The sequence below is a fragment of the Acinetobacter sp. 'aerobic (ED)' genome, from assembly GCF_904886855.1.
In the GTDB taxonomy this organism is placed as follows: Bacteria; Pseudomonadota; Gammaproteobacteria; order Pseudomonadales; family Moraxellaceae; genus Acinetobacter; species Acinetobacter courvalinii.
In genome coordinates this window covers 15,366-39,082 of record NZ_CAJHGI010000007.1, presented here as the reverse complement: position 1 = coordinate 39,082, position 23,717 = coordinate 15,366, and the positions used below count along the sequence as shown (strand labels likewise).

Genomic DNA, 23,717 nt, shown 5'->3' with positions numbered 1-23,717 from the left:
ATTGGCCTTTTTATTCATGCAAGATTTTATAAATTGTTCGCGCCAGCACTTCACCCAGACCGGGAACAAGCATCAAGTCTTTTTCGGAAGCTTTTAATACTCCCTGAATGCCACCAAAATGGGTGAGCAGATCGCGTCTACGTTTTGGCCCCAAACCTGGTATTGCCTCCAGAACTGAACTGCTGCGACGTTTATCGCGCTTGGCACGATGTTTGGTAATCGCAAAACGATGGGCTTCATCACGGACCTGCTGAATCAGGTGCAAGGCTTTATGATCTTCGGGCAATTGAATCTTGGTACCATCAGTAAAATGTAGCGTTTCCAGTCCAGGTTTACGTCCTTCCCCTTTAGACACCCCAATCATAAAGGCATCCAGCTGTAGCTCCTGCATCACTTCCATCGCCATATGCAACTGCCCTTTACCACCGTCAATCAACAACAGGTCGGGCAGCATATTCTTTTTATAACGGCGGATCAGCGCTTGACGCATGGCGGCATAATCATCCCCACCGGTAATATCCTGAATGGCAAACTGGCGATAATCACGTTTTCTGGCACCGCCCTGATCGAACACCACACAAGAAGCAATCGGTGCTTCGCCCATGGTATGACTGATATCAAAACATTCAATCCGGTCAATCGGGCGGCCAACCACCTGTTCTAGCTGATGAAAACGCTCATTCAGTTCCAGATGACTGCTCAACTTACCTTTAATCGCATGCTGGACATTCATTTGCGCCAGCTCAAGCCATTCCGCCCGGGTTTCACGCACTTTATGCTTGATCTGAACCTTTTTATGAAAGCTTTGCTGTAACGCCTCTTCCAGTTGAACCTTGTCAGGAATGTCGATATTCACAATCAGTTCAGACGGCACTTCATCAGCCACCTGAAAATAAAAATTCGCCATAAAATCACTGAGCATCTGTCCCAGATCATCACTCAGCATATCCGGGAAATAGCTTTTACCGCCCAGCATCCGTCCATTACGTACATGCATGATCTGGACACAAGTCACCCCTGCCTGATAGGCAATCGCCAGAATATCGGCCTCACCCTTAATTTTAAATACCGCTTGCTGAGCCTGAACTTCACGTAATAAGCCCAATCGATCGCGATAGAACACGGCTTTCTCAAATTCCAGCGCTTCTGCCGCCTGCTCCATTTTGCTGATCAGTTCCTGATTCAGTTCTTTGGTATCGCCTTGCAAGAAGCGGATCGAGTTATCGACATCTTCTTTATAATCTTCGGGGCTAATCAGACCCACACACGGCGCAGTACATCGTTTAATCTGGTATTGCAGACACGGGCGTTTACGCTGGGAAAAATAGCTGTTTTCACACTGACGTACATTAAATAATTTTTGTAAAACCAGTAAGGTATCTCTGGCACTATAGGCACTAGGATAAGGCCCAAAGAACTTGCCAATCTGATGCTTGCCCTTTCCTCGCCCACTGGCAATCCGAGGATAGGGTTTATCGGCAGATACAAAGATATAGACATAAGACTTATCATCCCGCAACATAATATTGTAGGGCGGACGATGCAGTTTAATCAGGTTCTGTTCGAGTAATAATGCTTCCGTTTCCGAGCGCACCACTAGCGACTCAATATCATAAATACGGGCCACCAAAGCCTGTGTTTTCGGATGATCGATGGTTTTTACAAAATAGCTCGAGACACGGTTTTTCAGGTTTTTGGCTTTGCCCACATATAGCAGTTCGCCGTCCTTACCCAGCATTTTATAAACACCGGGTAATTGGGTCATATGCGCCAATATTTTTTCAATGTGTTCTCGAGCGTTTGAATTCACTAGTCAGCTTTAATCATCAGTATTATCTTGATGATGTTGGCTCAGTTGCTGCTTTTCAAGTGCTGAACCGTCAATTTTCATGCTGAAATGGTAAGAGCAACCATTGCGTCACTTTCTGTTTGTCCACTTTCTTTTTTAATCCTCTAATTTTTATACTATCCCAATCAAACTGGTATTCTGAATTTAGGTTTTTTAACCACTCAGGAAACCCGATCACAGCATACTCCGTAAAAGGGGGCATCTTTAATTCATTTTTATACTGATCATGACAATAGTGTTGCGAATAAATTTGATTGAATGGACTCACAAACAATTTAATATACCAGTTGAATTCACTGTCATCTTGCAATTCCAGTAACACGTAACCATTGTCATGCTGAAGATCAATCCAGATACTGACACCCCAGTCTTTTAAAGGTAAATCCAAATCAAGTTCTGTTTTCCAGATAAAGCTATCACTTGCTTTGCGTTTAGCATTTTCCAGTTCAATCAATTGATCGACATAGGGACGAGCTTTAACCGTGAAAATATCATCGCCGTATTGTTCCTGCATTTTTTCACAGTACAGACATAGGATTCGCAAGTTATCAGCACCAAAAACGTGATATTGACCCTGCAAAAAATTTTCTAGAAAAATAGCCTGATAGTCGGGATTAAATAAAGCCAACAAAGCCATGGCCCGAATCTTCAACCCTAATATTAACTGGTTATCATCAGAATAAAATTCGTACTGACTCATATGTTCTAAACATTGCAAGGCGTATTCAGCAAATTCCTGCTGTTGTTTAAAAAAATCCATTTTTTTTAAATGACCGCGAATTGAGGTATAGCTCTCAATGCGGGTATATAATTTTTTTAATTTTTCATATTGTTCAAAGGAGTTGCCTTGAGCAAGCGGATTAAATTGATCAAATCCATAGAGGAATAAAGGTTCTATAACATCATAGACACCGATCACCGTCTTGAAGCTAGCCAGATACTCACGATAAGCTTCAATGAAAATGGCATAATTTTTTGCTTTGAGCTTGATGGAACACCTTAAATATAAAATCACTTTATAGAATTTGAGTAAGTCTTCTGGAGTTAAAATTTTATCGGCTTTTGCCGCAAGCTCATTCAAACGTTCCCAGTGCTGGCTATAAAGCGCTTTTAGCGCTTCATTTTCTTGACCACAACGAGGATAAATAGAATCACTAATAAAATAGTGTAAAAATTGCTGATCATTGAATTGTTTCATTATTATTCCTTGTTATAAAAAAACGCCCTTTCGGGCGTTCACATTATTCAAACTTAAAAGACATAAGGACGAATAAAAATCAGGAAGAACAAACCTAGCATGATGAACCACTTCAAGAAGTAGTACAACGAACGGTTCGACTTCTTCAAGGCTTTGGCTTTAATACGGATCTGGTAAATATAACCAAAGGCCTTATTTAAACCACCTGTCTGGTCACCCGCTTCATTGGGTGAACTCGCCGCCGTCATCACCTTTTTCCCAAACCAGTGATTAAATTTTTCCATAAAACGTGTTTTTAATGGACGCTCAACATCGGCAAAGAAAATGATACGGTTTTGATCGGTCGTATTTTCAGCATAGTGGATATAGGTCTCGTCAAACACGACACTTTCACCATCACGCCAAGAATAACGTTCACCATCCACATCAATAAAGCAACGGTCATCATTTGGTGTGATTAAGCCCAAATGGTAACGTAATGAACCAGCATACGGATCGCGGTGGCGAACCAGACGGCTATCTGGTGCAAGTTCAGTAAACATCGCCGCTTTAATCGTAGGCAATGTTTTTAATAAAGCCGTAGTTTTTGGACAAAGTTCAGCTGCTGATGGATGTGCAGAGTCATACCATTTCAAATAGAAACGTTTCCAGCCTGTTTTAAAGAACGAGTTAAAGCCCAAGTCATCATAACTACTTGAAGCTTTAATCCCACCTTTGTCATATAAGGCTTTAGCTTCATCACGAATCATTTCCCAGTTTTCATCAAGGATTTTTAGATCCTTAAAATGCTGGGTGTCGATATACGGCTGATTCGGCACTTTGGAAAACATGTACATCAAAAAGTTAATCGGCGCGAGAATCGTCGAATGGTCAAAGAATTGACGATAAAACGAATGCTTTACTTTTCCGCGGCGCTGAATATACAACGCAGAAATGATAAAAATCGCTAATATGATCCACTTAATCATATAGTTACTCACTCTTGAGTATCATCTAGGATACTTCGACGGAATTTGAAATGGAGAAATAATAACAAACTCGCGAAGAAAATTCAGACCTAGATCAATAAGTATCATTTTTTAATGAATAAAAATCTCAGAAATATTCATTTCTGAGATTTAGTCAAGATAAGTCTGAGATTAGTCTTGATATGGTTTCCAATTTAATGAGCTCAAAGAAACAAGTGCATCTGCAGCAGTTTCATTAAAGACATAACAGCCTGATTTCAACTGTGCCATTCTTAATTTGGCAACACGAATTGCTGCTGGATCATTCTGTTTTTTGAGGAAAATATCCCAGTGCAGGCTCTCTTGATCAGCAGTCCAAGCGATATTACTGGTATATTCTGCCGCATAAGTTTTGCCGCCATATTGTACCGCAACAGCATCACTTGCCTGTAAACCTAGACTGGTATCGTAAATTGTCGTCCAAGGAACATTGAGCCATGATCCTTTAACAGCCCTATAGCTAAAGCCAAACGGATTGGTTTGATTCAAATACTCGAGATATGGACCATTTTCAGCATCAAATTCTTCAAAACTTTGATTAATTTCATAATCCTGATCCGTATTAAATGCAAAGGTCGGCTGATTGGATTTTTTTGAGACTAAACGATAACAACTACTTCCTTGAGGAAATTTATTTTGACCATAGGTATTAAGAAAGATGCGTCCATTTGCAGTACTCTTGTCTGTCACAGTAAAACCGATTTCACGATAACCTGGTAGCACTGCATCAAACATATTTTTCCCAGACAGATCAACTTTTTGTAGTTTCCAGTCTTCTTTAACATCTCCAACAATATCCAGTCGCCAATCAGTCATGGTATTAATATTCATCGTATTCAAAGCTTTATCCGTTGGTAAATAAAGCTTTTTCTCTGTTAATAAATATTCATCTAAAGTCTGATTTGAAGAGGCGATGGTAGACTTTTTATTAAAGATTTGAAAATAAGCAGTATTCAGCTCATCTTCGGTATCTGCGTTATAATCCATAAAATAATAACGCGTACCATCTGCAGTAGAGTCTTGAGTTTCAGTACTTGGATTGGTGTTTGTGGATTTATTATCATTAGATCCACCACCTCCTCCACATGCGCTTAACATCAATGGAAGCATGGCCAATACAACAATTTTAATTTTTAACATAATTTTACTTTCTTAAACATTTTTATCACATGAAGCTTATCTAAAGATAAAAAAATAGACAAGTCTTTCTGTCCACTGTTTATAAAATGTCCTGTTTTGTTTAATAAAAATGCTTGTTTGATATTTCCAATCTTTAGATTAAAGTCAAAATTTATAGAGTTAGTTCCCCATCCATAGGACTGATTCACAGCATTAAAAACAGTTGAATATTTAAAGAACGCAGGCATTTCGACACGATAAATAAAGCCTCATAAAAGCCATAGTAGACACCAACAAGAATACTTAAAAATTATTTTTTTCAAATAGATAAATTCAAACATAGAGCAACAAAAACAAATGGTGACCCTAGCGTCACGGCTTGATACAACTTGTTATGTCCTTTTTGGATATAGTTATCGTAAGATTAGCGAAGCTTTTTTATGTGCTCAAACTGCACATATGCTTTATGACATCCACTTAGAATCCTCCACAACAAGGGAGATCAGGCATGATCCACGCTGGCAATGCCATTACCGTCCAAATGCTTGCGGACGGAATTGCAGAATTCCGCTTTGACTTACAAGGTGAGTCGGTTAATAAGTTTAACCGTGCAACCATCGAAGACTTCCAAGCAGCAATTGCTGCAGTGAAAGCCAATAACGATATTAAAGGCTTAGTCGTAACTTCTGGCAAATCAACCTTCATCGTTGGTGCTGACATTACTGAGTTTGGCGATAACTTCGCTGCTGGTGAGCAAGCGATTGTTGATTGGCTTATGCCTGTACATGAAATCTTCAACAGTTTTGAAGACTTAGATCTACCTAAAGTTGCTGCCATCAATGGTACAGCGTTGGGTGGCGGTTTTGAAATGTGCTTGGTGTGTGACTACCGTGTGATGTCAGAACAAGCACAAGTTGGCCTACCAGAAATCAAATTGGGTATTTATCCTGGTTTCGGTGGTAGCGTACGTTTAAGCCGTTTAATCGGTATCGACAATGCCGTTGAATGGATGGCAATGGCGAACCCGAAAAAACCAGCTGCTGCATTGAAAGACGGTGCTGTAGATGCGGTTGTTGCTGCTGACAAATTACAAGAAGCTGCTGTTGACCTCGTTAAACAGGCCATTGCTGGCCGTTTAAACTGGAAAGCAAAGCGTCAAGAAAAATTAGACGCAATCAAATTGAACCCACTTGAACAAATGATGGCGTTCAATACGGCGAAAGGTGCGGTCCTTGCGAAAGCAAACCCGGCTCAATACCCTGCTCCAAAATTATTGCTTGATTCTTTACAAGCAGGCGCAAGCTCAACCCGTGATGATGCGTTAAAAGCTGAAGCACAAGGTTTTGCAAAAGCTGCGATTACGCCACAAGCAGGTGCATTGATCGGTTTATTCATCAATGACCAAGTGGTGAAGAAAACTGCGAAAAAATATGAGAAAGGTGCTCATCCGGTGAACCAAGCCGCTGTACTCGGCGCTGGTATCATGGGTGGTGGTATTGCTTACCAAGCGGCAAGTAAAGGCACACCAATTATCATGAAAGACATTGGTAACCCACAACTTGCACTCGGTATGAAAGAAGCCAATGGCTTGCTGACCAAGCAAGTTGAACGTAAGAAAATGAAACCTGCGCAAATGGGTGAAACACTTGCTCGCATCCGTCCAACTTTAAGCTATGACGAGTTTAAAGAAGTGGATATCGTGATCGAAGCGGTGACTGAAAATCCAAAAGTCAAAGAAATTGTACTTGCTGATACTGAAAAGCATGTCCGTGAAAACACAATTATCGCGTCTAATACCTCAACGATTTCAATTACACGTTTGGCGAAAGCATTACAACGTCCTGAAAACTTTGTGGGTATGCACTTCTTCAACCCGGTTCACATGATGCCACTGGTAGAAGTCATTCGTGGTGAGAAAACATCTGATGAAGCGATTGCAACAACTGTTGTTCTTGCTCAGAAAATGGGTAAAACACCAATCGTTGTTAACGACTGCCCAGGTTTCCTCGTGAATCGTGTATTGTTCCCTTACTTTGGTGCATTTGACCTGCTTGTAAAAGACGGTGCAGATTTCCAACAAGTTGACAATGTCATGGCGAAATTCGGCTGGCCGATGGGCCCTGCATACCTGATCGACGTTGTCGGTATCGATACAGGTGTTCATGGTGCAGAAGTGATGGCAGAAGGTTTCCCTGACCGTATGAAGCCAGACTACAAAGGTTCAATCGAAGCAATGTATGAAGCAAAACGTCTTGGTCAAAAGAATGACGTTGGTTTCTACAAATACGTGTTAGATAAGAAAGGCAAGAAAGCGAAAACTGTTGATCCAACAGCTTACGACATCATTGCACCTTTCGTGACTGGTGAAAAACGTGAGTTTGATAACCAGGAAATCATTGACCGCATGATGCTTGCTTTCTGTAACGAAACTGTTCGTTGCCTAGAAGACAAGATCGTTGCAACTGCTTCTGAAGCAGACATGGCAATGATCATGGGCGTTGGTTTCCCTCCATTCCGCGGTGGTCCATGCCGTTATATCGACCAAACAGGTGTTGCTGAATACGTTGCGCTTTGCGATAAATATGCACACTTAGGTAAGGCTTATGAAGCGCCACAAATGTTGCGTGACATGGCTGCTAACAACACAAAATTCTACGGTTAAGGAGCGACGTGAATGGCTACTTTAAATCCACGTGACGTTGTGATTGTTGATGGCGTTCGTTCTGCCATGGGCAAATCACGTAACGGTATGTTCCGCAATGTACGTGCCGACAGTTTATCTGCTGAATTAGTACGTGCACTTGTTGCTCGTAACCAGTTTGATACCAACGAAGTTGAAGATGTAATCTGGGGCTGTGTCAACCAGACTTTAGAGCAAGGTATGAACATTGCTCGTAATATTGGTCTATTGGCTGACATTCCAAAAACTGCCGGCGGTCAAACAGTTAACCGTCTGTGTGGTTCTTCTATGCAAGCAATCCACACGGCTGCTGCACAGATTGCAACCAACCAAGGTGATATTTTCATCATTGGTGGTGTTGAGCATATGGGCCACGTCGGTATGATGCACGGCATCGACCTTAACCCAGAAGCATCTAAACACTATGCCAAAGCATCGAACATGATGGGCTTAACCGCTGAAATGTTAGGTCGCATGAATGGTATCTCTCGTGAAGAGCAAGATGCGTTTGGTGTTGAATCTCACCGTCGTGCGTGGGCTGCAACTCAAGAAGGTCGTTTCAAAAACGAAATCGTTGGTGTTGAAGGTCATGATGCAAATGGCTTCAAAATCCTTTGCGACATCGACGAAGTGATTCGTCCTGATGCGAATCTTGAAGCATTCCAAGCATTGAAACCAGTGTTTGATCCTAAAGGTGGTTCAGTCACAGCAGCAACTTCATCTGCTCTTTCTGACGGCGCATCTGCAATGTTATTGATGTCTGCTGAACGTGCTCAAGCATTGGGTTTAAAACCACGTGCCGTGATTCGTTCAATGGCAATTGCGGGTTGTGATGCTGCGATCATGGGTTACGGTCCAGTACCAGCAACGCAAAAAGCGCTTAAGCGTGCTGGTTTAACCATGGCGGATATCCAGACCATCGAGTTAAACGAAGCATTTGCTGCTCAAGGCTTATCAGTCATGAAAGGCTTAGGCGTGTATGACAAGCAAGACATCATCAACTTGAATGGTGGTGCGATTGCATTGGGTCATCCATTGGGCTGTTCTGGTGCGCGTATCACAACAACATTGTTGAACGTGATGGAACAACAAGATACACAAATCGGTCTTGCGACCATGTGTATCGGTCTTGGTCAAGGTATCGCGACTATTATCGAACGTGTTTAATCGACACTGAGATAAAAGAAAATCCCCGCACTATGCGGGGATTTTTTTTATTACTAGGAACAAATTTTTAACGCGGCAATAAAGGATTCTGTGGCGGATTTAATCCATCCCGAATCTGTTGCTGCAATTTCAAAATATCACCTAGATCGATTTTAATCGTGCCATTGCGAATGCCGTTAATATTACCGCGGTTAATATTCAAAGGCTCCAGCATTTTAAAAAGACCATTGGTCGGATCTGAAGACTGAAAACCTGATGCCACAGCCAATATGTACTGCTGCAAAATCGGAGAATATTGGGAAAGATCCGGCTGTGCCGTCGTAGGCTGATAATTCACAGTAGTCGGACTTGCAGTCACACCTGCATTCTGTATGTCATTGTGAATTTTATAGACACGATGCTGCAGTGCCTGACGGACCGGCTTATCTTCTTGATAAGGCACGAAACCAACTTCTTCACGCAGCTCGGATTCAGCCATGACCCGAATTGTCGGTAATGCCGTCACCTCGCCCTCTTGTGCGTAAGCGATTGGCGTACCTGTAACAATCAACAGGGAGATCAAAGCTGCTTGTTTTTGAAAATTCATCGTTTGCTCCAAATATCCCTCATCCATAAGACAATAGTGAGTTAAATAAAAGCAGATATAAATAGGCTACAGCAAAGTCAGAATTGATTCAGTAAGGGTCAGATAAACGGTAAATTTCAATTTAAATCCGCCCTGCTTCGTCTAAAATAAAAACCTATTTAAATTATTAAAAAATAATAATGATAACTATTTACTTAAATACATTATTTATCCATAATTTTACAAAACTTTACTCAACCTCCTAAAGTACACATGAAAAAATTACTCTGTTGTTTGGCAATTGGTCTTTCTGTCACAGGCTGCGCAACCACTAAAATCTCTCCAGAAGAGCGAAATAAACTCAATCAAACTCAAACGCTGATCAAAACAAATCAGGTTGCCGTTATCTCGGATGGATGTTTAATTCGAAGTGAGTTGGGCACCAGTCTGATTGAAGGTGAACAGTCTCGTTTAACCGCCCAGAAATTTGCAGCCCTGCTCTCCAGCCAGCTCAATGAACAAGGTGTAACAGTCAGTCATACTTTCATGCCTTTTGTGTGTGGTCTTATGCCTGAAGAGCAACTGAAGAAATATGACTATCGCCTAGATAGTGAAACTAAACGTGCTGAAATTAAAAATTATCCACTTGTTTCTTTAGAAAACAAAACCTTGTCAGAGCAACAGCAGCAAGCTTTGCTCAATCTTAATCAAAGCTTTAATAAACAGGTAGCATTGGCTGTTAAAAATGCCAAAGAAAAAAAACCGGTGAGTAATCTGCTTGAACTAAGCGATCAAGACGTTACGGTAATTAAAGACTTAACCCAATCCAATTACGCATTTATTGCATCAGTGACAGGTACGGATGCGTCTTTTGGTAAGAAATTTGCCGCCGGCGCTTTAAGTGTAGGCGTTACCCTTGCAACCGTCGGTGCTGGTAGCGGTCTGGTAACGGCCTATATTCCACAGGAAGGGCAACAGTATGTGGTACACATTGTTGATTTAAACAATAAAACTATTATGTGGACAAAAGCGGGTTTACTGATGGGCAAACCTTACTCCAAGAAAAATCATTCTGTTGAAGCGAAAGCAATCTTGAATCCACTCTTCGAAGTCGCAAGTAAATAAAATTTTAAAAGAAATCCTCATCAACTGTGGGGATTTCTTTAGCTCTGTTGCAAATCGTCGCAAGGATATTTAACTGAGAATTTGTCGAACTGAATGAAAATCCACTAACTATGGGTTTCCTCTTCATCATCCCCCTCAAAAGTCTTGGAAATTTTTTCAATATTCAGGCTCTTGGCCATCGCATCAAAGATGTTTTTATACACGCCTTGTTGCTGGTACAGCTGATGATGCTCACCATGTTCCACGATCATGCCATCCTGCATCACATAGGTATAATCCGCATCAATAATCTGTGACAGACTATGGGAAATAATAATCACCGTCCGTCCCTGCTTAATCTCATCCAGACTATGTTTGATCTGTTCAGTTGCGATCGCATCCAGACTTGCGGTCGGCTCATCCAGAAAAATAATCGGGGGATTTTTCAGGAACATACGGGCAATCGCAATCCGTTGCTGCTGTCCACCTGAAAGTAATAAGGCGTCGGACTGATAGGCCTGCGGTAATTTCAGAATCTGCTCATGAATCGAGGCTTTCTTCGCCGCTGCAATAATTTCTTCCTGTGTTGCATTCATCTTGCCATAACGGATATTTTCCTCAATGGTTCCCTGAAAAATATGATTTTTTTGCAATACCAGACCAATATGATCCCGTAAATATTGGGTATCGATATCATTTAACGAGGTGCCATTCAGTAGAATTTCACCTGACTGCGGCAGATAGAACTTATCCAGTAGACTAATCAGGGTAGATTTCCCCGCTCCCGATAAGCCCACCAAAGCCGTAATCTTGTTGGGCTGAATCGTCAGGTTAATATCCTTCAAAGCATGAAAACCATTAGGATAGGAAAAATTCACCTGTTTCAGCTCAAATTTGCTGGTGAGTGGCGAAGGTTTTAACTGGCCCGACGTCTCCACCTCATCATCCGCTTCCAGTATCTTGAAAAAGCTTTCTGCATAAATCATCGCGTCATTGACTTCGTCATAGATCCGGTGCAAGGACCGGATCGGCGCAGAGACATTGTTGAATAGCAAAATATGAAACATGATCATGCCGATGCTCATATCACCGACCAGCACAAAATAGGCCGTGAGGATGATAATAAACACCACACCGATCTGTTCAATAAAGGTTTTTAAGCCCTCGAACAAGAAACTGAGCTGCCGTGTCCGCATCTGGTGATCGGTTAACTGTTTTTGTAGCGTCAGCTGTTTTTCTGCTTCGATCTGTTCACGGTTAAAGGATTTGATCACGGTGATCGAGTTAATGATACTCAAAATCCCCTGACTTTTACGTTCGCGCCCATCGCGTAAATTACGGCGTGTGCCACTGAGTTTCTGCGCCTGTTTAAAGGTGACCCAGAAATAAATCGGAACAATACACAGTGCCACCAGACCGATCCAGACATTGGCATAGAACATCAAACCCAAGGCGATCAAGGCACTACTAAACAGCGGGAAAATCTCGATAAAGAAAATCTGTACCAATCGGGTGATCGAACCAATCCCACGATCAATACGGGTCTGTAATTTTCCAGCCTGATTATCATCCTGGGTAAAAAACGCCAGCCGATATTGTAAAAATTTCACGATGATCGACTGCGCCACATCCTGCGAAATTAAAATGCGAAGCCGCTCACCAAAGAACTTTTGTCCAAACTGAATAAAGATATTGATGATCTCTTTACTCAACAGAATCACACTGATCGTGACCAGAATATGCCAGCCTGCACTCAAGCCCTGTCCTGATTCAACTACGGCATTGATCTGGTCAACCGCATATTGCAAGGTCAACGCATTGACCTGTGCAGTGAGAGCACCAATCAGGGTCAGCAGCAAGGTCACGGCAACCAGCCACTTATAGGGAAGGACAAAAGGTTTTACTTTATGAAATAGCTGCCATAAATTCATATATTCGACGTCTGCCTTTTATGCGTGCAATGTATATTGAGTCAGCGATATTGATTACAGTTCTTCTTCCAGTACCTCTGCATTATTTCTCTTGATCTTTTCCATTTTACTATTCAATTTCAGCACATCCTGATACAGCGTATTAAACTTTTTCACCTGCGCGGATTCACGGAAAAGGATCATCTTGTCTTTTCTTTGCCATTGCTGCTTTTTCAGCATGTCAAACATGGCTTGTGCTTTTTCAATAATCTGCTGTTCGATCGGGAAAATATCATGCGCTTTATCCGCTTTCAGGTTACTTTCCAGTTTTGCCTGTAAGGACTGTCGCATTTCATTATGAATGGCCAGACTTTTTGCCTGTTGCATGGAACTGGACTGAATCTGGTGTCGTGCTTGTTCATATTCAGCAGATGCTTTACGCACATCGGCCAGCATCTGTTCCGTTTCTTTATAATCCTGCTTTCGGTCCCGCTCCAGTCGTTCCACATCCAAAAAGGTATCCCAGTTCGCAGCTTTAAGCGCACGTAAATAACGATTGCGTGCCTCTACATTCTGCATCCAGTAATTGAGCAGGAATTCTGACATCAGCTTATAATCGCCAGATAAGCGATCATCATGAATATCCAGTTGTACGGGTGTGCTCCAGTCTTGAGCCTGATCATAAAGTGTACGCATTTTCTCTGCCATCACCACTTCAAACATCTGTTTATTGTTCACTGCACGTTGCTGTAAATGATGCTGATAAAGAAAAAAAGAACCGATGCCAAGAACCACCACAAGGACAAATAATAAAAAACGGCGCATGTTGCCTCCAAATTCATTATATTTTTTTATGTTCTAAATCTTAGTTTAATCGATCAAAGACAATCCTTTATATGCTTTTTATTTCAGTTCTCGTAACGCAGCATTACATATTCATCGCTTTAAATTCATCGATGCCGCCCCTATTATCTGTTTAACGAGAATTGAAGAGATACGCCATGCGTGTAGATATTTGGTCAGATGTGGTCTGCCCTTTTTGTTATATCGGTAAAAAACGTCTTGAACATGTCGCAGAACAAGCAGGCATCGAGCTTGAAATTCACTGGCATAGCTTTGAGCTGGACCCAGACGCGCCAGCCAAGCATGACACCTCAAATACTGAACGCCTAGCTAAAAAATATGGCCGTAGTTATGCGGAAATGGAAGAGATGGAGCGTAATGTTGCAGCCATGGCAGCAGCTGAAGGCATCGACTTTCAATGGCAAAAAGCCAACTCCGGCAACAGCTTCAACGCGCATCGGATTATTCATCTTGCCCAGAGTAAAGGCTTGGGTAACGAAGCAGAAGAAGCATTCTTTCATGCCTATATGACCGAAGGTCTGGCCATTGGCGAACGTGAAGTGGTAGAAGAAATTGCATCACGTATCGGTCTGGATAATGCCGAAGTCGAGTATGTACTGGATTCCGATGAGCTGGCAGATTTTGTCCGTCACGATGAGAAAATTGCACGTGAACAGTTGAATGTCACGGGCGTGCCTTTCTTTGTGTTTGATCAGAAACTGGCGCTGTCTGGTGCCCAGCCACGTGAGATTTTCTTGAAAGCCTTACAACAGGCACAATCCACATCCTCTGAACAGATTGAGCAGGATGATGCCGCTCAATGTAATGATGAGCAATGTGAAATCAAGCCTTAATCATCACACTCAGCTGCTTTAATCTCATGATTAAAGCAGTTTTTTCTCCTGAAATGATAATCCCTCCTTATTGATCGCCGGCCCTTTTATATCCCATCAGCATTGGATTGCTGTGCCATATCAGTGTGTCACCAAGCCGCATTTTTATTTGCTGGACTTTTCACCGTTGCTTCTGTGAGTCTGGTCACAACTCGCCCATAAATTTATAGATACCTTTTTGCTTTATCATCTGGATATCCGATCTATTGTTTTAAAATGTTTTTATTTTCAAAGACAAATCATGATCCACATCTCGATTTAAACTGTTTGAATGTGATTTTCTACTCATTTTCAAGCTATAGATTTTGTCTGGTTTTCTTCTATAATCGTCATAAAGTGACAATCTTTTGTGATGTATATTCAAGCGTTACGCGCGTTATTCGAACTTTTAATGCCAGTCGAATAGACAGATAGCTCACAGCTTGTCATAGGGGCAAACATATACTTGAGCAACAATAATTGATAAAGCCGGTCTAAAACAGCGGTCAAATTTGCACTGATTCATTATTTAAAAAACAGGCTCAAGCCTATCTCTAAGGAAACAGCAGATGGACGTATTAGAGAAAGCACTTTTGGTGGATGAGCTGCAACATCTCATCGATGGGCTCAACAATGAAAAAACCTCACTTTTTGAAATTGCAAAAGCCAAACAACGGATTAAAGATATTTGCGCATCTTGCGACGATCCTGCATTCCAGCAACAAGTAACGCCATTCAAGCAATTTATTCTGAATGAAGAATTTTCGGCTGACGATTTAGCCCGCTATGGTTTTAGCATGACCTATCGCGGGACCTATAACTTCATGGGACGGGTAGAAAATGCCTTATTTGCTTCGGCAGATATGGGCTGGGCAGCGTTACGTCAGGCACAACTCTGGCAAGTCTGGGTGATCCGGCCGGCCTTATCCTTTCTCAAAAGCCCTTGGCTAAACTCATCAATAGATGCCCTGCAGTGGCTGCAAAATCATGCTCATGAATATATCAAAACCGATCATGAACTCCAGCATCTAATTCCGGTTTTGCAACCGCTGGATCAACATCTATCGGATCAAGATCAGCAGGCTTCAAACGATGCACTGGCAAGACTCAAACAAGAAAGCGCCAACTTTCAGTCCCAGCTCGATGCGATCATTCAAGATAAAATCAGAACAGTGCCAGAAAGCGTAGCTGCGCCAGTTCCTACCGAGAACCGGATCAAACCGGGTTTTAGATACAGTGCCAAGCCTTCACCGCACCTAAATAAAGCACAACCTTTAGCCTTGAATGATTTTAATCTGGATGGCCTGATCTGCCGTCTGGAACGTATTGATGCACGGACCTTTCCCTCGTTATATCGGGCCGATTTGCATAATGACATTGACCAGAATATTAAGATTGATTGGCTTTATTTAAAAGCCGAAAACGAAGCACAACCCATCTGGGAATCTGCGCAGGTTTTTGTCGCGGAACAGCTCTATGCGCAAGGGCAGTTTTCCCATTATGTGGTGCTGGTGGGAACCCATAACGTGGAATATGCCATTACTATTCTGCAAGCCTATACCGATCAGCGCCATACCCGTACCAGCTCGATTCATCAAACCAGCTGGTCTCATTTCAAACAGCATTACCATCAGCATGAAAGCCTGTTCAATGAATGCATTATGAATGGAACCTTGGTGTGGCAACGTGATCAGCGCGTTTATCCGTATATTCCAGCGTCATTTATCAATACGCAAAAATTCATTCCATTTGAAGAAACCTCTGCGACCTTTTTTACTCCTGTGATTTTATTACGGGAACGTCAGAAAATCCGGGTCATTCATGGCTTGGAACGGGTAAAACTTTCCAGTGAAGATCAGGCCTATCCCTATTTATTATTAGACCGTAGCGATGGTTATACTTGGCAGTTGATTCGTCAGGTGATTAGCCGACTACCGCAACCGATTTCGGTGCACGATTTATATCAGGCACTGGAAAACAGCATGCCGGTCGAATCCTCTTAAACGCCTTTCAATCGCTCATTCATTTCATCCATCATTTCAAGCTATTCAAAAATCGACTGAAGCTTGGAATGATGGCTATTTATTACGCTAAATCCTTATGATCTTTAGCATTTTTGTACAGTTAAATTGCTGCTTTTTGTGACAGCCGCTTGATTTTATGCAGTAAATCATCAAAAGTTAAACCAAGAACAACATATAAGCCTTTATTATGAATAATTTACAGCAAATGGTACCATCGCGTATCGTTTTTGCTTTGCTCGCATTGACGATGGGTACGTTCAATGTAGCGCAAGCAGAAACCACTCCCTCACCGCAAAATCAGCAGCCGAATACAACTTCGCAAAGCAATTCGGAAAATGCGCTGGACTATATTCCCCGTTTGGTCGATGCCACTCCGACGATTTTCCCCGAGCAGTCAGATAAAATCATAGTCCCCCCAACGGCGGAGACAGAGGATAAAACCTGGTTTGATAAAAAACAGCGTCGTATCCGCGAGTGGGCCGATAATACTTCAGTGAAAATTGATGACTGGTTTGGCGAAGTCGATCCTGATGACCCTGCTTCGGCAACCATCCGGGTCATGCTGGATAATTACTGGAACGAATATGATAATTATGAGGTCAAGCCCCGTATTCGCGGTAAGATTAAATTACCGACCTTAGAGAAAAAGGTCAGCGTGGTGTTCGGTGATGACACCTTGGATGATGAATTCAAGAACAATGTCGGCAATACCAATAATCAGCCCAATCAGGACCCAGATAAAAAGTTTGACTCCAAACAGACCCGTGATAGTAATGGCTCGCTAGCCTTGCGTTGGTCAAATTTCTCCAAAAAATTACCTTTTGAGACCGATGCCGATCTGGGTGTGCGCTCAGGCACGGATATTTATGCGCGTTTAAGAGCCGAAAAACATTGGGATTTACGCAATGATTTCCGTTTTAATGCCGAACAGATCTATCGCTATGGCAGTAAAAGTGAAAACTATTTACGAACCAATCTAGAGTTGATTCACGCGCGCCCAAACCAGCCTTTCTTATCCAATCAGTTCAGCTTAACTTATGCAGATAAGCAGGATGATGATCTATGGTGGGACAACCGTATTTTCCGTCAACACCAGTTCTTTGCCCACAATACCTTCAACTACGGCATTTACACGGGCGGTTACTACAATAACAGTGACCTCCGTTTAAATAACTGGGGACCGTTCGTATCATGGCGTCAACCGCTGTGGCGCGAATGGTTCTACGTACAAGGTGATCTCAACTATTTCAATGATCACCGTGAAGATCGTAACCATTACGTGAGTACCTTTGTGCGTCTGGAAACTTTATTCTAAATTTTACGCCAGCCTCGAAAAGCCCAAATGCTCCGTTGTTTGGGCTTTTTTTATTGAAAAAATAATATTTCTTTCAATAAATCCTTAAGCTTTGCTTGTTAACGTCATCTTTTTTTTATTGTTCTTGTTTATGGCATGCGTCATCAATACGCTGTGGTTGTGTATTTTTTGATTGTAGGAAACCTGTGTCTGGGGGATCTGCTGATGCCTTTATTTCCACTGGTTTTACCTGTCAGCAGATCGTTTAATCGTCCTTTTGTTTCAGGACATACAGCATTTGTTCAAGCCTACCACTCACCAACAACCAGCTTCAGTTGTACAGAAGAAACTAAGCTTGCTGCAGATGATTCACAACTTGCACACGACTTAATGGCGGTTTTCGGCACCGATACCCTGTGGCAACGGGCTCAACAGCCTCAACCAGTCAAAAAATTAGGTAAAAACAACAAACATCACAGCCAGCAAAAGCTTGCGACAGCAAATCCGCTCAGTGCAAGCTGGTCAACCATTTCAAGCCTATTACCTTTTAGTAATGATCTTGATCTGGGTGCAAATTCTGATACCGATATCTATATCCAGTTTCTCGCCAAAAAGAATTGGGCTTTGCCTTTAGGATTACAGCTCAATACGGCGCAAATTTTCCGTTATGGCTCCAGAAGTAAAAACTATGCCGAAACCAATCTTGATCTGACCCAAAAACTTCAGCATCAAAACCAACTGTCAAGCCAGTTCAATGTTTCCAAAACTCAGGATACCGACTATAGCTGGAGTAATCGTACCTTTCAGCAACTACATTTCTTATCGCAGGATAAGCTGAGTTATGGCATTTTCAGCACAGGAGAATATGAAAATAGAGAACTGCGCGTTAACGAATGGGGACCCTACTTTTCCTGGCGTCGTCCTATCTGGCGCAACTGGATTTTTATGCAAAATGATCTGAATTATTTAAATGTTCCTGCCACCAGACAAGCGGATCATTTTAGTTACCAGATGAGCGTTGAAGCACAGTTCTGACGAAAATATCGACACAACTGTGGATAACTTTAAGGTTATCCATAGCAATAAAAAAAACCTCTGCCGAAGCAGAGGTTTCTTGATCAAATGACTTATTTTAATAACAAGCTATTGATGCGTTTGACATAGGCTGCCGGATCTTCTGGTAAACCACCTTCTGCAATCACCGCCTGATCAAAGATCACATTGGCAAGGTCATCAAATTGCGCTGAACTTTCCAATTTTTTCACCAATGGATGCTCAGGGTTAATTTCCAATGTTGGTTTAATCTCAGGAACCGCTTGACCCGCCTGTTTCAACATACGAATCAATTGTGGAGACAGTTCCCCTTCACTGCTAACTAAACATGCAGGAGAGTCCACCAGACGTGTTGTGACACGCACTTCTTTGGTCTTGTCTTTTAACGAGGTACTTAAACGCTCTACCACCGGTTTAAAATGCTCTGCTGCCTGCTCTAAGGCTTTTTTCTCTTCAGCATCTTGCAGGTCGCCCAAGTCAACTGCACCCTTCGATACGTTCTGAAGCGGCGTACCATCAAACTCAAACACGAAGTTCATCGCCCACTCATCGACACGGTCCGCCATGAGTAAAACTTCAATGCCTTTCTTCTTGAACACCTCAAGCTGTGGCGAATTCTTGGCTGCAGTTAGGTTTTCTGCGGTGACGTAGTAAATCGCCTTCTGGCCTTCTTTCATCCGTGCTTTATAGTCAGCAAAAGAGGTTGAAATATCATCATTGGTCGAAGTCGCATAACGTAATAGCTTTAAGATCCGTTCACGGTTACCGGTATCTTCACCCAAACCTTCTTTCAATACTGAACCAAACTCGGTATAGAAAGTCTTGAATTTCTCTTGGTCTTTTTGATCTTCAGATTTTGCCAAACCATCCAGTAAAGTCAGCACACGACGTGCATTACCTTCACGAATGGTTTTTACATCACGGCTTTCTTGTAGTAATTCACGGCTGACATTGAGCGGTAAATCAGCGCTATCGACCACGCCTTGAACGAAACGTAAGTAATTCGGAATCAGGTTATCCGCTTCATCCAGAATAAATACACGTTTTACATAAAGCTTGATGCCCGCCTTAGCTTCACGGGTAAATAAATCCTGTTTGGCCTGACTTGGGATATACAATAATTGCGTATATTCAGTGCTCCCCTCAACACGGTTATGTGCCCATGCCAACGGTTCAGCAAAATCGTGGCTCAGGTTTTTATAAAATTCGATGTATTGTTCATCAGTGATTTCGCTCTTATTCCGCGTCCACAGCGCGCTTGCCGAGTTAATCGCTTCCCATTCATCGGTCTTGACCATCTTACCGCCGCTTGTAGCGTTAGCTTCTTCACCTTCAGCGACTTCGTCCTCTTGCCAGATTTCTTTTTGCATTTCGATAGGCAAGCTGATGTGGTCAGAATATTTATTGATAATTTGTTTAACTTTCCACGACTCTAGATACTCAAGCGCATCATCACGTAAATGCAAGATAATGTCTGTACCACGTGTGGCCTTATCAATGCTTTGAACTTCAAACTCACCTGTGCCGCCGCTAATCCAGCGCACACCTTCTGCTGCATCTAAACCGGCACGGCGTGATTCCACCGTAATCTTGTCCGCAACGATAAAGCCTGAATAGAAACCAACACCAAACTGCCCAATCAACTGCGCATCGGCTTTTTGATCACCGGTCAGTTTAGACATAAAGTCTTTGGTACCCGACTTGGCAATGGTTCCCAGATTATCAATCGCTTCTTGCTGGCTTAAGCCAATCCCGTTATCCGAAATGGTGAGGGTTTTATTGTCTTTATCTAAAGTGACACGAACATGCAGATCTGGATCATTTTCATAATATTCAGGATGATTAATCCCTTCGAAACGTAACTTATCGCACGCATCAGACGCATTTGAAATCAATTCACGCAAGAAAATTTCAGGGTTGGAATACAGAGAATGCGTCACTAAATGTAATAACTGAGCAACTTCAGCTTGGAAACTATAATTTTGTGCGACTTGTTCACTCATAAATCACTCCTTTCTGTGAGGCTTATCTATTTGGAATGATTTATGAATGGTGTATATCTTGAATTTTTCAATCCTTGAAGCGTATTTTTCAGGCAAAAAACATACAAAACGGTAATTAGAACGGACCTCGACTCAATACTCGCTCCTGTAATAGCTGATCAAGCTGCTGTTGACGTTGCGCATAAGCACGTTTGATACACGGCGTATTGGCACCACATGAGTTACGTTGTTTTAACCACTGAAATTGTCTGTCTTTTTCAGCATCACGTCCGCCCATTGGCAAGGCATGTAAAATAATCTGATAGGTCGTTGCCATTCTCACATCGGCATCATTGAGACTACGTTCATTACAGATTTGCTGCTCGACTTTCAACTTTGCTGCCTTACAGGAGTAACTGGCCGCATGCGCCTGAGATAAAAATAACGCGGGGATCAATAATAAAATCGAAGTCATTAGTTTTTTCATGATGATGGTCTCACTTTTATTAAGATTATTTTTTCAGCATACAAAACTCTCTGTGTAAGGCCTGTATCGGTTTTATATGGGAATTGCAAAAATAAAAAAGCCTCACAACGTGAGGCTTTTCAAGAGCAAGTTCTGCTTAGAATTTATAGCTATAACCCAATGTGTATACCATCGGATTAATATCTAGATCAGTCAGCTTCTGACCATTTAATTTTACTTCAGGACTGATTTGTGCATAACGCGCATCAAAGAATACACCCCAGTTTTTTGCATCAGCAGGCTGGAAATTGAAACCTAACTGGCCCGCGAAACCAAAGTCTTCTTTCACTTTTAATTTTGCGCCTTCTAAAGCACCTGTTGTTTCTTCATCCCAAGTTACGAAAGCTGTGCCACCGACACCAATATAGGGTGTGAAACGGGTTGAATTTTTAAAGTTATATTTAAAAGTCACAGTAGGTGGCAATTGTTTAAGCTTCGCTACTTTTTCACCATTTAATAACACGTCATGTGAAATTGGTGTCGCCAATAATAATTCAGCAGAAAAAGGCGTATCACCGAAAAAATATTCAACCGATGGCGTAAATGCAAATTCATGATCTGCTTTTAATGTGCCAACACCCGCAACCACAGTATCGTCTGTTGGTGAAATTACACTTCCACCAAACTTAACCTGAAAGCCCCCTGCAAATGCAGTTGAAGATAACCCCAATAAAGCAACAACTAAAACTTTCTTTAACATTTAAACAACCTCTTTAACAATTTATGTTCTTGTTCAACATAATAAACACGCATATTTACATTATGCAATAGAGATTAATTCCAACTATTTTAATTTACTTTATAATACATTGAATCTTAATAAAATATAATTGTTAAAATATGTAATAATTAGTAATTCAGACTATTTTAATCAACTTAAATTACTATAAATCCTAGTATTTTTATCAGATTTAAAAATAAATTAAGCTAAATTTAAAAATATAATCATATATAACTTAATATTAAAAACCAATTATAAAACTAGATTTAAAAAGAGACAAAAAATGTCATTTAATGATTATTTCTAGTTTTAAGCCATACTTTATAAAGCAAAAAAAATGGCTCATTTCTGAGCCATTTCTGATTATAAAACCATTGCTGCAATCCAGCCAAAAATAAGGAGCGGGATATTAAAATGTATAAATGTAGGCACAACCGTATCCCAAATGTGATCATGTTGACCATCAACCCCCAGACCTGCTGTTGGCCCCAAGGTTGAATCAGAGGCTGGTGAACCAGCATCACCTAAAGCAGCGGCTGTACCAATCAGAGCGATGGTTGCCAAAGGAGAAAAACCGAACTGTACGCACAATGGCACATAGATCACCGCCAGCACAGGTACGCTTGAAAACGATGAACCAATCCCGATGGTCACGAACAAGCCGATGAACAGCATCAGGAATGCCGCAAGCGCATGATTATCCCCAATGATATGCACTACACCATTGACCAGATGCGTAATGTCGCCTGTATGCGTCATCACTGAAGCAAAACCTGCCGCAGAGATCATGATAAAGCCGACCAGCGCCATCATGCGCATGCCCTGCACAAACACATCATCGGCATCTTGCCATTTAAAAATGCCCGAAGCAGACAGCACGGCAAAACCGACCAGACCACCCAGAATCATCGAGCCTGAATAGAGCTGTGCAACCAAGGTTAAACCAATCGCGAGCAGCGCCATAAACATGGTTTTCTTGGAAATATAAGGCACATTCTCTGCTTCATGTTTCAGCTCTTCAGCATCGGCTTTGAGATCATATTCTGCTTGCGTGGTAACTTTTAACGGTTTATCCAGATCAATCGTTTTAACTGGCGTAATTGAACGGTCAACATAGATGCGTGGCTTACGATAGCTGATAAATACCGCAACCAGCGTACCAATCACCATGCCTAATACTGGAATCGCCATACCGATTGGCATCATGCCCCGCTCTACATGCAGGCCATAAGCGGCGCCAATCTTGTTGATATTGCCCATCAGAATCTGTTCAAGGAAGATCGCACCAAAGCCCACAGGCAGGAAAATATAGGTGCCGACCAGACCCAGTGTCATGACACATGCCGCCGCACGTCGATCGAGCTTCAAGTGATTCATCACTTTCAATAAAGGCGGAACCAGCACCGGAATAAAGGCAATGTGAACAGGAATCAGGTTTTGAGAAAAAATCGCAGCAATCAGTAAAATCGTCAGCAAAAGATATTTCACTTTGGTCTGCTGATTTTTACCTGCTTCCATCCCCAATAACCCAATCAGTTTATGCGCCAGCAAATCAGGCAATCCTGATTTGGACAGTGCCAATGCAAATGCACCCAACACCGCATAAGCCAATGCAACTTCAGCCCCATCACCTAAGCCGGCATTAAATGCTTCGACGGTTTGAGAAAGGCTTAGACCAGCGACCAAGCCGCCAATAATGGCTGAAATCACTAATGTGAGAACAACAGAAACTCGTGCCAGTGACAGGATAAACATCACGGCAATCGCAATTACGACAGCATTCATGAACAAATTTAGGAGCAA

Annotated in this window: 18 protein-coding genes; 7 read left to right on the top strand and 11 right to left on the bottom strand. The window is 42.0% G+C overall.

Annotation, left to right across the window (positions count from 1 at the left end; all coding sequences use genetic code 11):
• Positions 1-10: 10 nt before the first annotated feature.
• The 4 genes from uvrC to JO943_RS14095 all read right to left on the bottom strand — a co-directional run bounded on the left by uvrC (position 11) and on the right by JO943_RS14095 (position 5,194).
• Positions 11-1,810 carry an excinuclease ABC subunit UvrC gene (gene uvrC, locus JO943_RS14110; RefSeq protein WP_032870557.1) on the bottom strand — a complete coding sequence of 600 codons (1,800 nt, stop codon included), beginning with the start codon at positions 1,808-1,810 and terminating at the stop codon, positions 11-13.
• Positions 1,811-1,880: 70 nt separating this feature from the next.
• Positions 1,881-3,047, bottom strand: coding sequence for a hypothetical protein (locus JO943_RS14105; RefSeq protein WP_199974232.1), 1,167 nt, complete (start codon positions 3,045-3,047; stop codon positions 1,881-1,883).
• 53 nt (positions 3,048-3,100) lie between these two features.
• Positions 3,101-4,015, bottom strand: a complete 915-nt coding sequence (lpxO, locus tag JO943_RS14100; RefSeq protein ID WP_009514122.1) for a lipid A hydroxylase LpxO — start codon at positions 4,013-4,015, stop codon at positions 3,101-3,103.
• Positions 4,016-4,186: 171 nt separating this feature from the next.
• Positions 4,187-5,194 (bottom strand): hypothetical protein, encoded by a 1,008-nt coding sequence (locus JO943_RS14095; protein ID WP_202741138.1) that lies wholly within the window; start codon positions 5,192-5,194, stop codon positions 4,187-4,189.
• Between the two features lie 487 nt (positions 5,195-5,681).
• Between JO943_RS14095 and fadB the strand changes: the two genes are divergently transcribed.
• On the top strand, positions 5,682-7,835 hold the full coding sequence (gene fadB / locus JO943_RS14090) for a fatty acid oxidation complex subunit alpha FadB (RefSeq protein ID WP_005226422.1): 2,154 nt from the start codon (positions 5,682-5,684) through the stop codon (positions 7,833-7,835).
• Positions 7,836-7,847: 12 nt separating this feature from the next.
• The gene (fadA, locus tag JO943_RS14085) at positions 7,848-9,020 is read left to right on the top strand and encodes an acetyl-CoA C-acyltransferase FadA (protein WP_009514307.1); all 1,173 of its coding nucleotides are present in this window, start codon (positions 7,848-7,850) and stop codon (positions 9,018-9,020) included.
• A gap of 67 nt (positions 9,021-9,087) precedes the next feature.
• Here the strand turns inward: fadA and JO943_RS14080 are convergent, their stop codons facing one another.
• The gene (locus JO943_RS14080) at positions 9,088-9,606 is read right to left on the bottom strand and encodes a hypothetical protein (RefSeq protein ID WP_202741137.1); all 519 of its coding nucleotides are present in this window, start codon (positions 9,604-9,606) and stop codon (positions 9,088-9,090) included.
• A gap of 252 nt (positions 9,607-9,858) precedes the next feature.
• On the opposite strand from JO943_RS14080, the gene JO943_RS14075 reads away from it, so the two are divergent.
• Positions 9,859-10,710 carry a hypothetical protein gene (locus tag JO943_RS14075; protein ID WP_202741136.1) on the top strand — a complete coding sequence of 284 codons (852 nt, stop codon included), beginning with the start codon at positions 9,859-9,861 and terminating at the stop codon, positions 10,708-10,710.
• Between the two features lie 104 nt (positions 10,711-10,814).
• On the opposite strand, the gene JO943_RS14070 is transcribed toward JO943_RS14075, so the two are convergent.
• The gene (locus tag JO943_RS14070; protein ID WP_202741135.1) at positions 10,815-12,620 is read right to left on the bottom strand and encodes an ABC transporter ATP-binding protein; all 1,806 of its coding nucleotides are present in this window, start codon (positions 12,618-12,620) and stop codon (positions 10,815-10,817) included.
• Between the two features lie 54 nt (positions 12,621-12,674).
• On the bottom strand, positions 12,675-13,424 hold the full coding sequence (locus JO943_RS14065; RefSeq protein ID WP_202741134.1) for a hypothetical protein: 750 nt from the start codon (positions 13,422-13,424) through the stop codon (positions 12,675-12,677).
• A 176-nt stretch (positions 13,425-13,600) separates the two neighbouring features.
• On the opposite strand from JO943_RS14065, the gene JO943_RS14060 reads away from it, so the two are divergent.
• From JO943_RS14060 to JO943_RS14045, 4 genes are all read left to right on the top strand, one after another.
• Entirely contained in the window at positions 13,601-14,296 is a 696-nt protein-coding gene (locus JO943_RS14060; RefSeq protein ID WP_202741133.1) for a DsbA family oxidoreductase, read from the top strand.
• 587 nt (positions 14,297-14,883) lie between these two features.
• Positions 14,884-16,317 carry a hypothetical protein gene (locus tag JO943_RS14055; RefSeq protein WP_202741132.1) on the top strand — a complete coding sequence of 478 codons (1,434 nt, stop codon included), beginning with the start codon at positions 14,884-14,886 and terminating at the stop codon, positions 16,315-16,317.
• Positions 16,318-16,525: 208 nt separating this feature from the next.
• Positions 16,526-17,653 (top strand): hypothetical protein, encoded by a 1,128-nt coding sequence (locus JO943_RS14050; RefSeq protein WP_005226408.1) that lies wholly within the window; start codon positions 16,526-16,528, stop codon positions 17,651-17,653.
• Between the two features lie 135 nt (positions 17,654-17,788).
• Positions 17,789-18,667 (top strand): selenocysteine synthase, encoded by an 879-nt coding sequence (locus JO943_RS14045; RefSeq protein ID WP_202741131.1) that lies wholly within the window; start codon positions 17,789-17,791, stop codon positions 18,665-18,667.
• A gap of 92 nt (positions 18,668-18,759) precedes the next feature.
• On the opposite strand, the gene htpG is transcribed toward JO943_RS14045, so the two are convergent.
• The 4 genes from htpG to JO943_RS14025 form a co-directional block, all read right to left on the bottom strand.
• On the bottom strand, positions 18,760-20,688 hold the full coding sequence (htpG, locus tag JO943_RS14040; RefSeq protein WP_202741130.1) for a molecular chaperone HtpG: 1,929 nt from the start codon (positions 20,686-20,688) through the stop codon (positions 18,760-18,762).
• A 115-nt stretch (positions 20,689-20,803) separates the two neighbouring features.
• On the bottom strand, positions 20,804-21,154 hold the full coding sequence (locus JO943_RS14035) for a lysozyme inhibitor LprI family protein (protein ID WP_202741129.1): 351 nt from the start codon (positions 21,152-21,154) through the stop codon (positions 20,804-20,806).
• Positions 21,155-21,290: 136 nt separating this feature from the next.
• Positions 21,291-21,893, bottom strand: coding sequence for an OmpW/AlkL family protein (locus JO943_RS14030; protein ID WP_202741128.1), 603 nt, complete (start codon positions 21,891-21,893; stop codon positions 21,291-21,293).
• Between the two features lie 384 nt (positions 21,894-22,277).
• Positions 22,278-23,699, bottom strand: coding sequence for a Na+/H+ antiporter family protein (locus tag JO943_RS14025; protein ID WP_202741127.1), 1,422 nt, complete (start codon positions 23,697-23,699; stop codon positions 22,278-22,280).
• Positions 23,700-23,717 lie beyond the last annotated feature (18 nt).